16 protein-coding genes are annotated in these 14,472 nt (G+C 39.9%); 5 read left to right on the top strand and 11 right to left on the bottom strand.

Annotated features, from left to right (window positions below; all coding sequences use genetic code 11):
- The first annotated feature begins 264 nt into the window (after positions 1–264).
- The 5 genes from ACQ96U_RS13840 (at position 265) to ACQ96U_RS13860 (ending at position 8,228) form a co-directional block, all read left to right on the top strand.
- Positions 265–954, top strand: coding sequence for a response regulator transcription factor (locus tag ACQ96U_RS13840; RefSeq protein WP_431721856.1), 690 nt, complete (start codon positions 265–267; stop codon positions 952–954).
- A complete protein-coding gene (locus ACQ96U_RS13845) occupies positions 951–2,222 on the top strand; it encodes a sensor histidine kinase (RefSeq protein ID WP_431721857.1) in 1,272 nt (423 codons plus the stop codon). Before ACQ96U_RS13840 ends, ACQ96U_RS13845 begins: the two co-directional genes overlap by 4 nt.
- A gap of 191 nt (positions 2,223–2,413) precedes the next feature.
- Positions 2,414–3,655 (top strand): efflux RND transporter periplasmic adaptor subunit, encoded by a 1,242-nt coding sequence (locus ACQ96U_RS13850; RefSeq protein ID WP_431721858.1) that lies wholly within the window; start codon positions 2,414–2,416, stop codon positions 3,653–3,655.
- An 11-nt stretch (positions 3,656–3,666) separates the two neighbouring features.
- Positions 3,667–6,810 carry an efflux RND transporter permease subunit gene (locus ACQ96U_RS13855; protein WP_431721859.1) on the top strand — a complete coding sequence of 1,048 codons (3,144 nt, stop codon included), beginning with the start codon at positions 3,667–3,669 and terminating at the stop codon, positions 6,808–6,810.
- The gene (locus tag ACQ96U_RS13860; protein ID WP_431721860.1) at positions 6,807–8,228 is read left to right on the top strand and encodes an efflux transporter outer membrane subunit; all 1,422 of its coding nucleotides are present in this window, start codon (positions 6,807–6,809) and stop codon (positions 8,226–8,228) included. The genes ACQ96U_RS13855 and ACQ96U_RS13860 overlap by 4 nt, the downstream gene beginning before the upstream one ends.
- Positions 8,229–8,408: 180 nt before the next feature.
- On the opposite strand, the gene ACQ96U_RS13865 is transcribed toward ACQ96U_RS13860, so the two are convergent.
- The 11 genes from ACQ96U_RS13865 to ACQ96U_RS13915 all read right to left on the bottom strand — a co-directional run bounded on the left by ACQ96U_RS13865 (position 8,409) and on the right by ACQ96U_RS13915 (position 14,404).
- A complete protein-coding gene (locus tag ACQ96U_RS13865; RefSeq protein ID WP_431721861.1) occupies positions 8,409–8,804 on the bottom strand; it encodes a GNAT family N-acetyltransferase in 396 nt (131 codons plus the stop codon).
- Between the two features lie 271 nt (positions 8,805–9,075).
- The gene (locus ACQ96U_RS13870; RefSeq protein WP_431721862.1) at positions 9,076–9,546 is read right to left on the bottom strand and encodes a GNAT family N-acetyltransferase; all 471 of its coding nucleotides are present in this window, start codon (positions 9,544–9,546) and stop codon (positions 9,076–9,078) included.
- Between the two features lie 331 nt (positions 9,547–9,877).
- Complete coding sequence (locus ACQ96U_RS13875) at positions 9,878–10,363, bottom strand: pilin (protein ID WP_431721863.1); 486 nt, start codon at positions 10,361–10,363, stop codon at positions 9,878–9,880.
- Complete coding sequence (locus tag ACQ96U_RS13880; protein ID WP_431721864.1) at positions 10,360–11,208, bottom strand: hypothetical protein; 849 nt, start codon at positions 11,206–11,208, stop codon at positions 10,360–10,362. Before ACQ96U_RS13880 ends, ACQ96U_RS13875 begins: the two co-directional genes overlap by 4 nt.
- 71 nt (positions 11,209–11,279) lie before the next feature.
- The gene (locus tag ACQ96U_RS13885) at positions 11,280–11,603 is read right to left on the bottom strand and encodes a YdeI/OmpD-associated family protein (RefSeq protein WP_431721865.1); all 324 of its coding nucleotides are present in this window, start codon (positions 11,601–11,603) and stop codon (positions 11,280–11,282) included.
- Between the two features lie 271 nt (positions 11,604–11,874).
- Complete coding sequence (locus ACQ96U_RS13890; RefSeq protein WP_431721866.1) at positions 11,875–12,108, bottom strand: hypothetical protein; 234 nt, start codon at positions 12,106–12,108, stop codon at positions 11,875–11,877.
- Positions 12,109–12,281: 173 nt separating this feature from the next.
- A complete protein-coding gene (locus tag ACQ96U_RS13895; RefSeq protein WP_431721867.1) occupies positions 12,282–12,629 on the bottom strand; it encodes a hypothetical protein in 348 nt (115 codons plus the stop codon).
- Between the two features lie 53 nt (positions 12,630–12,682).
- Positions 12,683–12,961 (bottom strand): hypothetical protein, encoded by a 279-nt coding sequence (locus ACQ96U_RS13900; RefSeq protein WP_431721868.1) that lies wholly within the window; start codon positions 12,959–12,961, stop codon positions 12,683–12,685.
- Between the two features lie 4 nt (positions 12,962–12,965).
- Entirely contained in the window at positions 12,966–13,616 is a 651-nt protein-coding gene (locus ACQ96U_RS13905; protein ID WP_431721869.1) for a leucine-rich repeat domain-containing protein, read from the bottom strand.
- Positions 13,609–14,097 (bottom strand): hypothetical protein, encoded by a 489-nt coding sequence (locus ACQ96U_RS13910; RefSeq protein ID WP_431721870.1) that lies wholly within the window; start codon positions 14,095–14,097, stop codon positions 13,609–13,611. Before ACQ96U_RS13910 ends, ACQ96U_RS13905 begins: the two co-directional genes overlap by 8 nt.
- A 16-nt stretch (positions 14,098–14,113) precedes the next feature.
- On the bottom strand, positions 14,114–14,404 hold the full coding sequence (locus ACQ96U_RS13915; protein WP_431721871.1) for a hypothetical protein: 291 nt from the start codon (positions 14,402–14,404) through the stop codon (positions 14,114–14,116).
- Positions 14,405–14,472: the final 68 nt, after the last annotated feature.

Here is a 14,472-nt window from a genome sequence, read left to right on the forward strand (position 1 = left end):
ACACAACGTAGTACGAAATGACCAAAACCAGGCTTTTATTAACCTTTTGTTAACCATTCTCCCTTTAAAGTGCACTCCATATTAACAGCACGTTGAACCTTCACTACCCTAATACATACAGCGAAGACACTATCGATCATCGTGAACCTCTCAAAGGTTATGGTACGACGTTTTAAGATCATATACCCTTGATCAATGAGAGTTGAACAGATCCAATTAGCTTCAGCCTGTGTAACGCCGACTCAAGAGAAAAGCCAGAATCACATGTTAACGGTATTATTGGTGGAAGACGATCGGGATTTAGCCGACACCCTGATTCAATATTTAGCATTAGAAGACATTAGTTGTGATTACGCCAGTAATGGTGTAGCAGGTCTGGAGCTGATGTCACAACATCACTATGACACCTTATTACTAGATTTGAACCTTCCCCGACTCGATGGTCTTTCTGTCTGCCAGCGGTTACGAACGGCTGGTGATGATACGCCCATACTCATGCTAACCGCTCGTGATCAAATCAAAGACAAACTGCTCGGCTTCGATGCCGGTACTGACGATTATCTGGTCAAGCCTTTTGAAATGCAGGAGCTTGTGGTTCGCGTTCGCGCACTCGCTAAACGTCGAAGTGGACAAGTACGTAAGCTAACGTGTGGTGATTTAAGTATGGATCTCACCAACAAGACGTTAACTCGTCAGGGACAATCAATTAAACTCTCGCCCACTGGCTGGACCTTACTAGAAACATTATTACGCGCATCACCCTCCGTCGTTTCACGCAAACAGCTGGAACAGGCATTATGGGGTGATGAAATACCCGACAGTAACAGTTTAAAAGTCCATTTATTTCATTTACGCAAAGCCATTGATATGCCTTTCGATTCGCCATTACTGCATACCATTGCTCGACAAGGTTTTGCCATTAAAGCGAGTAATGACCATAAGGAAAACGAATGAAGCAAGGGCTCAGCTTAAAATGGCTGGTAGTCATCGCCTTCTTGGTGCAAGGGTTAATTCTCGTGGTGGGCTATTCCTTTTTGACCGCCCATTATTTAATCCAAGGTATGGATAATATTGTTACCAGTAACATGGAGCAAGTCGCTCATCATTACCTAAAACAAGCCGCTAATGACAACTCAAAAAGCCCAAAACAATATTATAATTATGTAGTAACCTCACAGTGGTCAGCATTACCAAAAGAGGTAAAAAGCCTTTTTAAGCAGTCTGAAATTATACCTAACAAACTGTTTAAAGCTCATTTACCTGAGGAAAGCCCACCAAAGGTAAAATTTTTATTTCACGCTATTATTCAAGACCAAAAAGTTTACGTTGCTTATAGCATCTCACGCAGTACAACCTCAGCTCTGACACTGCAAAACATTTCCAGCGATTTCCGAACCCTGATCATGATTAGTATGCTGAGTGCTTTGTCTTTAGCCGTCATCATTCTGTTACTAAGTTGGCGTTTAGGACGTCCGATTACCCGCCTGGGAGAGTGGGCCCGAACCCTTGCCTCTGACAAGCTTCATCAACCCACACCAGACTTTAACTACCCTGAACTTAACGCATTTGCCGATTTAATTCGCAGCAATCTGAAGTCTGTTCAAGAGACCACAGAACGAGAGCAGCGTTTTCTTCGTCATACCAGTCATGAATTACGCACCCCCATTACTACCATTCGCAGCAATGTAGAACTGTTAAAAAAACTGGATTCACAACAAAACCGTCATCACCATCAAGCGGCTATTGAGCGTATTGATCGTGCCAGTCTGACAATGAAACATCTGACGGAAACCTTACTCTGGCTACATCATGAGCGTGCAGAAAGTCTGCCTATGAGCACATGTCAACTCGATGAAGTTATACAACACCTGGTAGATGATATGCGCTATCTGTTGGCCTCAAAGCACATATCGGTTAATGTCGAAACACACCCCTATAGTCTTTATTTACCTGAAGCTGCAGCGCGCATTGTCCTGGGAAATTTAATTCGTAATGCTTTCCAACACACTTGGGAAGGGAGTGTTAGCATCATTCAGCAACACAATACCGTACACATAAACAACCAACAACATGCTAATGCAGAGCAAGAAGACTTAGGTTTTGGCTTGGGCTTACAGTTAACAGAACGCTTATGCCAACGTCTGAACTGGTCATATCAAAACGAACAACAAACGAATGGCCATTTTGTCACACTGGTTTTTCCTGATAACAAGCAAGCTTAATCAACTCATCATACTTTTATCCAACCAGTTAACCTTCCATTAACCCACCCTTCTGTACATTGCTAACGTAAACTCGTGACCATGGCATTTCGGCTAATGGCTTGCGATGTTAGTCATGTCTAAGTTGGTTAATCAGCTCATAGATTAGTCAGCCTGACAGCGTTTTAGTCTAGTCAGAGAAGATTTTGCCCATGTCTCTTAATGTCAGTACCTACTCCGGTATTCGCCGGCAACTGTTTCTTATACCGCTGTTGATGCTTAGTTTAAGCGGCTGTTCAGAACAGGGTTCAGCACCTGCTGCAGGGCCTGGAGCTGGACCTGGCGCAATGCCTACTTCAGAAGTCAGTGTGGTTACATTGAAAGCTGAAACATTTCCTGTCACGGTTGAATTGCCAGGACGCACTCAGGCTTATCAAACTTCAGATGTCCGCCCACAAGTCAGTGGAATTTTGCAAAAACGCCTGTTTACTGAAGGACAAGAAGTTGAGGCAGGCCAAGTGCTTTATCAAATTGACCCCGCCTCCTATCAGGCAAGCTATGATAACGCCAAAGCAGAACTGGCTCAGGCAAAAGCTGCGGTACAGGCCGCACAACCTAAAGCAGAGCGCTATCAACGGTTGGTCAAACAAGGCGCTGTGAGTAAACAAGATAAAGATGAAGCGGTTGCCACACTAAGAGAAGCCGAAGCGGCAGTAATAGCTGCAGAGGCGAAACTGCAAAGCGCCAAAATCAATCTGGAATATGCACAAATTAAAGCACCTATTTCAGGCCGTATTGGTAAGTCGTCTGCAACTCCAGGTGCCTTAGTAACAGCCGACCAAACAGCAGCACTCACTACGATTAATCAATTAGACCCCATCAATGTCGATCTCAGTTATGCCAGTGTCGATGGCCTTAAACTTCAGCATCAGCTGGATTCCGGCAAACTAAAAAAACAAGAGGGCAAAGTTAAAGTTAAATTAACGCTGGAAGATGGCTCTGGCTACAGCGAAGAAGGCTCGTTGGAATTTATAGGTAATGCCGTTGATGAAACAACAGGCACTGTAGAGTTACGCGCTATTTTTAATAACCCCAAATACCGGTTACTGCCTGGAATGTATGTCAATGCCACTTTATATGTGGGTATTGATGAGCAAGCACTTTTTATTCCCCAGCAAGCGGTATCTCGCAACTCAAAAGGTGAAGCCACCGTGTGGGTAGTGGCGGATGATAACACCGTTAGCCAGCGCGTTATCACAACAAGTAAAGCTGTTAAGGACAAGTGGTTGATCAGCGCTGGGCTCAACGCTGGTGAGCGTATCATTGTCGAAGGTACACAGAAAATTAGAGTGGGCCAAACCGTTAAGACTGTGGCTTTTCAGCAAGATGATCTTGAGGTTGCAAAAAGTGCTTCCTCAGATAAAACCGCAAACGATGATCAGCTAGCGAATTAGGAGTAGTATTCATGGCTCGATTCTTCATTGACCGACCGATATTCGCCTGGGTGATCGCGATTACCATCATGCTAGGCGGCCTGTTATCTATCTTTAGTTTGCCGCTCAAGCAATACCCTGATATTGCACCGCCCACGATATCTGTCAGCGCAACCTACACAGGGGCCTCAGCAGAAACCGTACAAAACTCGGTTACCCAAATCCTTGAACAGCAGATGACAGGACTGGATAACTTGCTTTATATGTCATCTTCAAGCAGCTCATCAGGTAGTGCAAGTATCACCTTAACGTTTGCTGCAGGTACTGATGCCGATACGGCGCAAGTTCAGGTACAGAATAAAGTATCCCAAGCGGAATCCATGCTACCAGACGCAGTTAAAAATACAGGGGTAACCGTATCCAAATCCGGTGGTGGCAGCATGTTTATGGTGCTGGCATTCACTTCTGAAGATGGCAGTATGAGTGATACGGATATTGCTGACTATATGATGTCGAGCATGCAAGACTCCATAAGTCGTGTCAGTGGCGTAGGCAGTGTCAATGTGTTTGGCTCTGAATATGCGATGCGCATCTGGCTTGATCCAGAAAAAATGCGCAAATATGAGCTGATGCCTTCTGATGTTACTCAGGCTATTTCAGAACAAAATACCGATGTTAGCTCTGGTGCATTAGGCGATTTACCCAATGTGAGTGGTCAACAACTTAATGCCACCGTCACCTCCCGAAGTAAGCTACAAACGGTAGATCAGTTTGAAACCATTGTGCTTAAGTCTGAAACCAATGGTGCCACAGTATATTTACGTGATGTCGCCAATATTGAGCTAGGCGCTGAAAGCTATAGTTCATCCGCCAAGTTCAATGGTAAGCCTGCAGCAGGTATGGGCTTAGAGTTAGCAACTGGCGCCAATGCACTGGATGTTGCTGAAGCCGTCCAAGCCAAGCTTAAAACATTAGAACCTTACTTTCCCGAAAGTCTGAGTTATACCGTTGCTTATGACACCACCCCTTTTGTAAAAATTTCTATTGAAGAAGTTGTACAAACACTGCTTGAAGCCATCGGCCTTGTCATATTAATCATGTTTCTGTTTTTACAGAATTGGCGGGCCACACTGATTCCAGCCATTGCGGTACCTGTCGTACTTCTCGGTACTTTTGGTGTATTAGCGCTACTCGGCTACTCCATCAATACCCTGACCATGTTCAGCATGGTACTCGCCATTGGTCTGCTGGTGGATGACGCGATTGTCGTGGTGGAAAACGTCGAGCGGGTGATGTCAGAAGAAGGTCTTTCGCCCCGTGATGCTACCCGCAAATCCATGGGGCAGATCACTGGAGCCTTAATCGGGATTGCCATGGTATTAACTGCGGTATTTATCCCCATGGCCTTTTTTGAAGGGTCAACAGGTGCGATCTATCGACAGTTTTCAGTGACTATTGCTGCATCTATGTTGCTGTCTGTTGTGGTGGCCTTAACCCTTAGCCCTGCCCTGTGCGCCACGCTATTAAAGCCTATTACAAAAGGTGGACATACGTCGTCTAAAGGACCACTGGGGCGCTTTTTTTCTTGGTTCAACAATACCTTTAACCGAAGCGCTAACCGTTACCGCAATGGCGTTAAGCATGTGGTAAAACATCCTAAAACCAGCATGCTGTTCTACTTGGCGATCATTGGCGTTATGAGCCTGCTGTTCATGCGACTGCCTACCTCATTTATCCCTGAAGAAGATCAGGGTATGTTGATGATTATGTACAATGCCCCTGTTGGCGCTACACAGCAGCGTACACAGCAAAGCATGGATAAAGTCGCTGAGTATGTACTTCAGCAACCTGAAGTGGAAGGGATATTCAACGTAGCAGGTTTTAGTATGGCAGGTCGCAGCCAAAATGCGGGGATGGGCTTTATCAAGCTTAAAGACTGGAGTCAGCGGGAAGCTTCTGCGCAAGAAATTGCAGGCCGTATTACTCAAACAATGATGGCAACCATTAAAGATGCCCAGGTCTTTGCCGTTACCCCGCCCGCTATTGCAGGTCTAGGTACTAGCTCTGGTTTCACCCTACAACTACAGGATCTTGGTGGTAATGGACATGAAGCCCTGGTGGCAGCCAAAAATCAGATCCTTCAGTTAGCCGCTAAAAATAACATGCTCACATCCGTACGTTATAGCGGATTGAATGATGCCCCTGTTTACCAAATCGATATTAATGACCAGAAAGCGGGTGCACTTGGACTGTCATCCTCCGATATTAATGACACATTATCTACCGTACTAGGCAGCCAATACGTCAATGACTTCATCAATAAAAGTCGGGTGAAAAAGGTATATGTGCAGGGTGATGCATCCGCACGAATGCTGCCTCAAGACATAAAGCGCTGGTATGTTCGTAATAATAAAGGCGAAATGGTGCCCTTTTCAGTTTTCTCTAATGGGACGTGGAGCTACAAGCCACAAGTTCTGAACCGCTTCAATGGCACCGAATCCATGGAAATAACAGGAAGTGCAGCCTCTGGTATCAGTTCTGGTGTAGCCATGAATGAGATTGCCAGCTTAGTCAGCCAGCTGCCTGATGGCATAAGTTATGCCTGGTCTGATATGTCTTACCAGGAGCAAGCTGCTGGCTCACAAACCTGGTTGCTCTATGCGGTGTCTTTGGTATTCGTATTCCTGTGTCTGGCGGCACTATACGAGAGCTGGTCAATCCCTGTTTCTGTCATTATGGCCGTACCTGTAGGTATTGTCGGTGCACTACTGGCCACATGGTTACGTGATTTATCCAACGATATTTACTTTCAGGTTGGGCTATTAGCCACCATGGGCTTAGCCGCGAAAAACGGTATTTTGATTGTTGAGTTTGCTAAAGACCTTGAGGAAAAAGGTGAATCGTTACTCTCTGCTGTCCTGCAAGCAGCTCATCAGCGACTTCGTCCTATTATCATGACCTCTTTGGCCTTCCTGCTGGGTGTGCTGCCCATGGTCATCAGCACCGGCGCTGGCTCAGGTGGTCGTCATGCCTTAGGCACAGGTGTATTGGGCGGAACACTATTCTCCACACTACTAGGTATCTTCTTTGTTCCCCTGTTTTACATGGTTATTCGCTCTCTGTTTGCCAAAAAGCCAAAGAATGAAGCCGTTTATACTGCGGAGGCTGAAGTATGAGACCTCTATATAAAGTCTGTAGCTTATTACCGACCTTAACACTAGCGGGGTGTATTAACCTCGCTCCAGACTATAAGCAACCTGACTCCCCTGTTACTGCCGAGTGGCGTGATACTAAAGCTGCCCAGCAAGGATCTGGTGTCACCACTAAACACAACAATGTTGCTGCCATTCAATGGCAGACTTATTTTCAAAACCCCAATTTACGCCAGGTGATTTCCCTGGCGCTTGAAAATAACCGTGATCTTCGCATTGCACTACTCAATATTGAGCAGGCCCGCGCTCAATATGGCATTCAACAAGCTGATTTATGGCCATCTATATCCATCAGTGGTAACAAAACGGCATCACGCACACCTGCCTCTAATAACAGTGGCAGTGCAACAATCAGTCATCAGTATGAAGTAGGTGTCGGCTTTAGCAGTTATGAATTAGATCTGTTTGGGCGTATCCGTAGCTTAGAAGATGAAGCTTTGCAGTCATTTTTGTCTACCGTGGAAACTCAGCGCAGTACCCGTATAAGTTTAATTGCCGAGGTGGCAAACAGTTGGCTAACGCTAGCAACCAATTTACAGCTACAAGCACTGGCGCAACAGACACTGAACAGTCAATTATCTACACTTAAATTGACGCAGAAAATGTACAACCAAGGTGTTGCCTCAAAACTGGATTTAACTCAAGTACAATCCAGTGTTGAAAGTGCTCGTGTTGATGTTGCAGCTTATCAATCTCAAGTAGCCCAAGACCGAAATGCACTGGAATTATTAGTGGGTAATAGAGTTAAAGACACCCTTCTACCTTCAGTTCAACTGAATAAACCTATTGCATTAGCGCCCATTCCTGCGAACCTAAACTCCAATGTACTACTTAAAAGACCTGATGTGCTTGCCGCCGAGCATAGTTTAAAAGCAGCTAATGCAAATATTGGCGCAGCACGCGCCGCTTTTTTTCCAAGTATTTCACTTACCGCCTCCACGGGCCGAAGCAGTAATCAATTAAATGACTTATTCAACAGCAATAATCGGACTTGGTCTTTCACACCCAGTATTAGTCTTCCCATTTTCAATGCGGGTAGTTTAAAAGCTTCTCTAAAAGAGTCCAAAATTAAACGCGATATTGCTGTTGCAGAATATGAGCAAACTATTCAAACAGCCTTTAAAGAAGTTGCAGATGTATTAACAATACGCTCTTCATTAGATGCGCAAATGAAAGCCCAAAAAGCATTAGTCAAAGCGAACTCCAGTAGTTTTAGCTTATCTAGCTCACGTTATCGCAATGGTTTAGATAGCTATCTTGATGCCTTAGATTCACAACGAGAATTGTATAGTGCTCAAAAGTCACTCATTTTATTGCAATTAACAGAGTACAGCAATCGAGTAACACTGTTTAAAGTACTTGGAGGAGGAGCTGATGCATAATATTTTCTTATCCATGCATACAAAACCACTCTGTCATACATCGTAATTTTACACACGAATAATTCGACTACCATTCATACGAGTAGTCGAATTTTCAAAGCCAATACATCCAGACAAAATAAGCTATCGCACTTTCGGATAGTAAAAAATAAGGGCACCTCTAAATATAGTGATTGTTAGTTAGTTGAGAATAAACATGCCTTCACTCTCAGGCCTGGTAAATTTAAATCCAAACTTTTCATAAAGCTCAGGTACATCTGCCATTAGCGTGATATATGCCCCTTTTGGAACTGATTTATCAAGGTAGTTCATAATATATTCCATTATTTTTCGTCCTAAACCTTTACCTTGATGTTCTGGATCAACAGCAATATCCACTATTTCGAGGTTTAGAGCACCATCCCCCACAATACGCCCCATAGCAATTGGATTTCCATCACACAGAATATGCACACCATAAATACTATTTGGTAATGCTTTTATGGCAGCTTCTTTTGTTCTAGGCGTTAAACCTGTTATTACTCTCAACCGAAGAAAGTTTTCCACATCAATAACTTCTTCAATAATAGTATACATTTGCTCTCCTCAATGAGTAATATCTAATACTCGCTATGGTTTAACTTATTTTGTAAGGAAACAATGGCTTTATGTTTTTTTCGATAAGTATAATAGAAAGCTATTACCCAACCAACAACAAACCCTGTAACATGTCCTAATTTAGGGTAGTGAACAAAAATTAAATCCAGAAGCAATACAGGAAAAACAGCAATCTTTAAAAGCAAAGATGATTAAGGTAATACCCAAATAATAAATAAGACATTACTAAACAATAATTGTATGCTCAAAGCTAAGGCTTTTTAGCGGAAAATTTACGAGCCCAATACCACCATTTACTTGTATCTAGATCATCCAAAGCCAACGTATACTCGTAACCAATATCAGCTTCTCTTGTCACTTTAAAACCTAGTTTTTTATGAAAAGCTACCGAAAGCTTATTTACTTTGAAAACATTACTAACAAGAATCTTTGCTTTTACACTTATTAAATGTTTAATTATTTTATAAAAAAGTTCAAGAAATACTCTTTTATGTCTATATCTTGGATGTATTACAAACATCAAAACAAACCATTTGCCTTCACCAAGATCTTTAAGTGTTGCGTATGCCAAGAGCTTTTTATTGCTATAAACATCAAAAAGACACCCCAATTCTTTAGCATTTACTAATGAATCAAGGTACACTTTTCCATCAATCGGCCTACCAGCTTCAATTGAAATACCATTCAAAGTAAGCTCAGTCAAATCAAGATATTCTTTCATATTCACTCAACATCTGACTTTTATGTATAACCCTAGTAGTAAGAACCCCTTCACAGATAAAGGTCAAATAACGGGTCATGTCAATTTACTAATAAAAATTTATGCACATCTCTCTTTATCAGGGCAATTGAATATAATTGTACCTTTTTTCAAAAGCAATCTTTAACGCTTATTTACCTAATAGACTTTATCTGCAACACAAGTGCAAGGAGCACCGAGAACATTAGAAATTAAGGAGATTCATTTACTACTGGAAGAACAAATTAATTCATACACTGTCTTAACAACACTTGGTAACTGCAATTTGGCTGAGCAGTTACCTATCCAAACTCTAATATTTACCACGACATACTGATGGCAAAAATTCTTTTGCTAAGTCTGTCTTATTGTTCCCGATAGCTTCCATACCAGTTACAGCTTCATCATACCCACATAGCCAAGCAATTGGACTCTTTGGACTTTCCTTAACGACTGCAGGTCTAAAAGATAAAACCTTTCCTTGAAGGGGTTTTGATGCTTTATTACCCAACGTTACATGTATAACGCCAGACTCTACAACCACACCAGTAATTCGATTACCAATTATATAGTTTGGCCTGGGAAGCCCAGCCATTTCATTATTTAAGGGAAATTCCAGATGCTCAACATAATAGCGGGTTATATTTTCTCTTATCGTACCAGCCATACTCAAAGCTTCTACGACCTCGCTTCTTTGAACATACACTTGATATGCAGGTAAAGCCACTGATGCTAATATTCCAATTATTGACACAACAATCATTAATTCTATTAACGTAAACCCTGTAGTATATTTCATAGTATATCTCCAAGAATAGATAAAGGTGAATAGGCACTGACTAAGAAAAAGAATATCGCAACCACGACTACCATTGCCACTACGGCAGACATTAATTTCATTTGCTTTTCACAACTTTCCAAAATAGATTGCATTTCTATTTCAATTAATTCTTGCATTTCTTTTGAAATACACATTTTTGAGCTACTAATCGACTGGAGATGAGAAACAACTGGATCATCAATCTGTTTTTTTGCACCACTAAAGAAAAAAATTGGAAACTGTATTATTTCAATCACCCTTTGATAAGATTCCCTTACACTTCGAAACACTAAAAATTTTACTATAAAACTATTTTCAACCCCCACAGTAAACATAAACAGTTTTTTCATTTTAAAACCGATTACAAATGAGAAAACCAACATTACTGAAACAGCAAAAACAACGTGTTTCCAGTACTCTTGATAAAACAATAAATTGCTAGGAATTGATATTTTGAAGTTCTCAAATACTTCTAAAAAAGATGGAGCAACTTTAAGTTGATAGATTCCAACCAAAATACAAAAAAAGAATATCACAAAAGCAAGATAGCCGGTGACTCGCTTAAATCTCATCGGCAATTCAAACTGATTCGCAAAGTTCAAGCCTTTATAAATTTCTATTGTGTCTTGAGCTTTTTGCTTATCTTGGATGTTACCAATATCATCCAATATCTTTCTAGGCCAACTATCAATTCTTATTTTACCACCATATAAGTCACATGATTTTTCACTTTCAATTCGGCTTAAGCACCTCGAAATTTTCTCCTGATCTTTATATTCAACACTTGCTTTTCGGCATATATATCCAAACCTTTTCCATGTCATAGTTTTTCTCTTCCTTAAATTCCCTTTAAACGATGTATTCTTCAGTAAAACTATTTGGTAGCTTTATTTTTTCAGTATTGCTTTTTGGTAAATTTATTAATCCCATCTTTCTTTCGATGAGGACACCCAGGCCAGCAGCAAGGTCGGCGCTTCCCTTCTTTTAATTCACTTCTCGCTCTTTCTATTCGTCGCTGTCTTGTATCAAGTTTTTTAGCATCATCAATCCAGCAAATCCACTCATTACGAGCGATAGGTGTTATGTCCTCCCATACCAGCAAAGCATTTCTGTCGTCAGCCAGGACTTTTTCTAAGTCTTCTGGAACACTATGAACCACTCCACCAGAAATTTTTTTAAACATATTAATTTTTGACCCACTGGTTTTACCTCTAAACATGACTAACACCCCACTTTGTTGCAATTTTGAAACACAGAAGGTAGTTAGCACGATAGCATCACTTGTTATTCAGCTATACACTACTGACTTTTTCTTAATATCCTAATACTCTACTTTAGTGGGGCTAGTTTGCTACAGCAAGACTTGCGGTAGCCACTTTGACTTATGAAAAAGTACTGCTAGGTGGTTATGCTTTGGGGAATGACAGTAGTAGCAAAGCCTTCCTGTATGTAATCAGTTTAAAGCTAAGCTACTACACTACAATGAAACACTAATCTTCTATAATTTTAGTTCCACATTTTTCACAAATAAGATGGCGAGATAAATCATCCATTGAAACCGAAAATGGACCCACAAACCAACCTTTTATTAAACCTGAAACAAACTCTTTAAATTTACGATTGCTTGAGTTCTCAAAACCACTTGGTTTTCTAACCAGCACAACGATGTGGTGCCTCTCGACACCACAAGACGGACAAAAATGAACTTCTGTCTTTTTCGACATCTACTTTCCTCCGTGAGTACTCATAATGAACGTTATTATAACAAAAATGATTATGCTTCACTATTGTATAATGGACAATATGGAGTGAATATAGGGTCAAGTCTTTTGTTCATAACAGTGATATCTTTTACTGTGAACCACCATAGTGATTTATGGTTTTCTGATGCTAGAGACTACTTAATAAAGCTCTTGTATTTTGTATCGTAATCATTAAGATCAAACAAAAGTTGCAAACTGAAATACGCTTTAGCATCATCCTCAGTAAAGTACCAATCAACGCCCCCCGTTGCTCCATCATCAACAATATCACTTTCTGCTATTAGTTTACCTGTATGATTATCATACAACTTGGCATAGACTCTATACTCAGATACTATATAAATCTCAACTTTAAACCTTTCATTTGGGCTAACGTCTTCCCAACCATAAGAAGCAAACCCTTTCTCAGCCCATTTGATAAAGATCGCGATACAGCAAACAACAAAGAGAAAAGCTAAAAACCTGCGTTTATTAGTTTGCATAAAAGTCCTAACGTTTATAATAACCACAGCGAAGGGTATACCACTATTCACTGCTAATGGTGTAGAGGTATAAACCCTAGTATTGCTGCTCCAACGAAAACAAATGCACTCAAAACAAAAATAACCATAATCAACAAAGGTAAAAGTTTTAAAAGTATATTTTTCTCTTTCCTATTACGAACGAGACAAACCAACACTACACAAAAAAGGCTTAAAAATAAGAAAAAAGCAATACACAAAAATTCTAATCTATACTTATCCAAAAAGCCTATAACGGGCAATAAATGCACCATTAACGCAACAAAAAACCAAGCATATAATTTCTTTACCATATAGCTAATACTTTTTCTTTACATGGAAATATTCAGCATCATCATTCATATCGTCATTGCTCTTCTGTTTATAAGGATAAATATCATAATACTTAAAGTAGTGCTCATTAGTCACCTCAATATCTTTTATATTATTATCACTCGCATCAATGTAATAAACTTTTTTATTATTAAGAATATCAACAGATACAAGCTTATTACCATCGAGTAATAGCTGCTTAAGATTAATATTCTTGGATATATCAATCTCTGTCAGGTTATTATTAGATAACCAAAGCTGTTCCAGCTCAGTGTTTTTACTCAAATTAATAGATTCAATTTTATTACCTGAACCCCAAAAAATTTTGAGCTTCTCATTACCTGAAAGATCTACATGCTTAATTTCATTATCAGTTAGTTTCAGCTCTTCTAACAATGAAAACTTCTTTAACTCATCAACATGCGTTATGCCTTGCTTCCAACATGTTATTTTTATTACTTCCTCTGTTCTTTTATAGTGATACTTTTCAATACACTTCTGAAAATTTTCATCTTTAAACTTAATGTTAGCAATAGACTCAGATATCACTATATCAGGAGATGAATCACAGCCACTAAAGCTAATAACCATAACTAACATGACTATAGATAGAACATTGGCTTTTAACTTACTCATTTTCACCTTCAGTTTTTCTATATTCATGTTTTAAAAGTATTTCGTCAATTGAATCCCCTCGCAAATCTAACGTATCAAAAAAATAACTATACTTATAATTTGTTATAAAACAGTTTGCCTCAGGGTCTAACAGCATTATTCGATAGCATTTTAAATTAAAGCCAGAGCCTTTTGGAAATCTTGAGCTTATGTAATCTTTATCCCATTCCCTAGGACCTTGGTAAAAGTATATTATATTCGAGTCTGCTATATACTCTTTAGTTAAATTATTATAAAGCTTAATATATGTATCATCCTGAGAACCCCGAAATGGTAACCACGGAGAATATATCTCCAATATGTAAACTTGATTAGGACTAACCACCACAGAATGATGAAAGGCTAAACCTTTTCCAGCCCATTGTATAAATATAAAAAGTACCACAACAATAATAAACAATGGGTTTCTTATAAATGCTTTAATCTTCTTGACAATTACCATAAAGACTAATCCACTGTCACCTCAGCGGAATAACACCCAAAATAGCCAAATTAAATATAACAAATGAAAAAGAAGTAAATATAGAGTAAACCACCAATGGAAAAACACATAAAACAAGCTTTTTATCACCCCAGTTCTTTTTAGCATAAATAATACTTACAATCATAAGAATAAAAATCAGACCTGCCTGAGCATAATAAAGCTCATCTTCATATTGCATCAAAGATTGTAGTCTTCGTATATTTGGAAAAACAAAAAAAACTATCAGCAATAAATACATAAAAACCAAAACTACTATTCTATTCATTTTTTATCACGCTCATCATTAAACTGTTCTGGTATTAAGATATTGATTTTTTTAACACATATGTTAAA

This window comes from Zooshikella sp. RANM57 (assembly GCF_050749885.1).
Taxonomy (GTDB): Bacteria; Pseudomonadota; Gammaproteobacteria; order Pseudomonadales; family Zooshikellaceae; genus Zooshikella.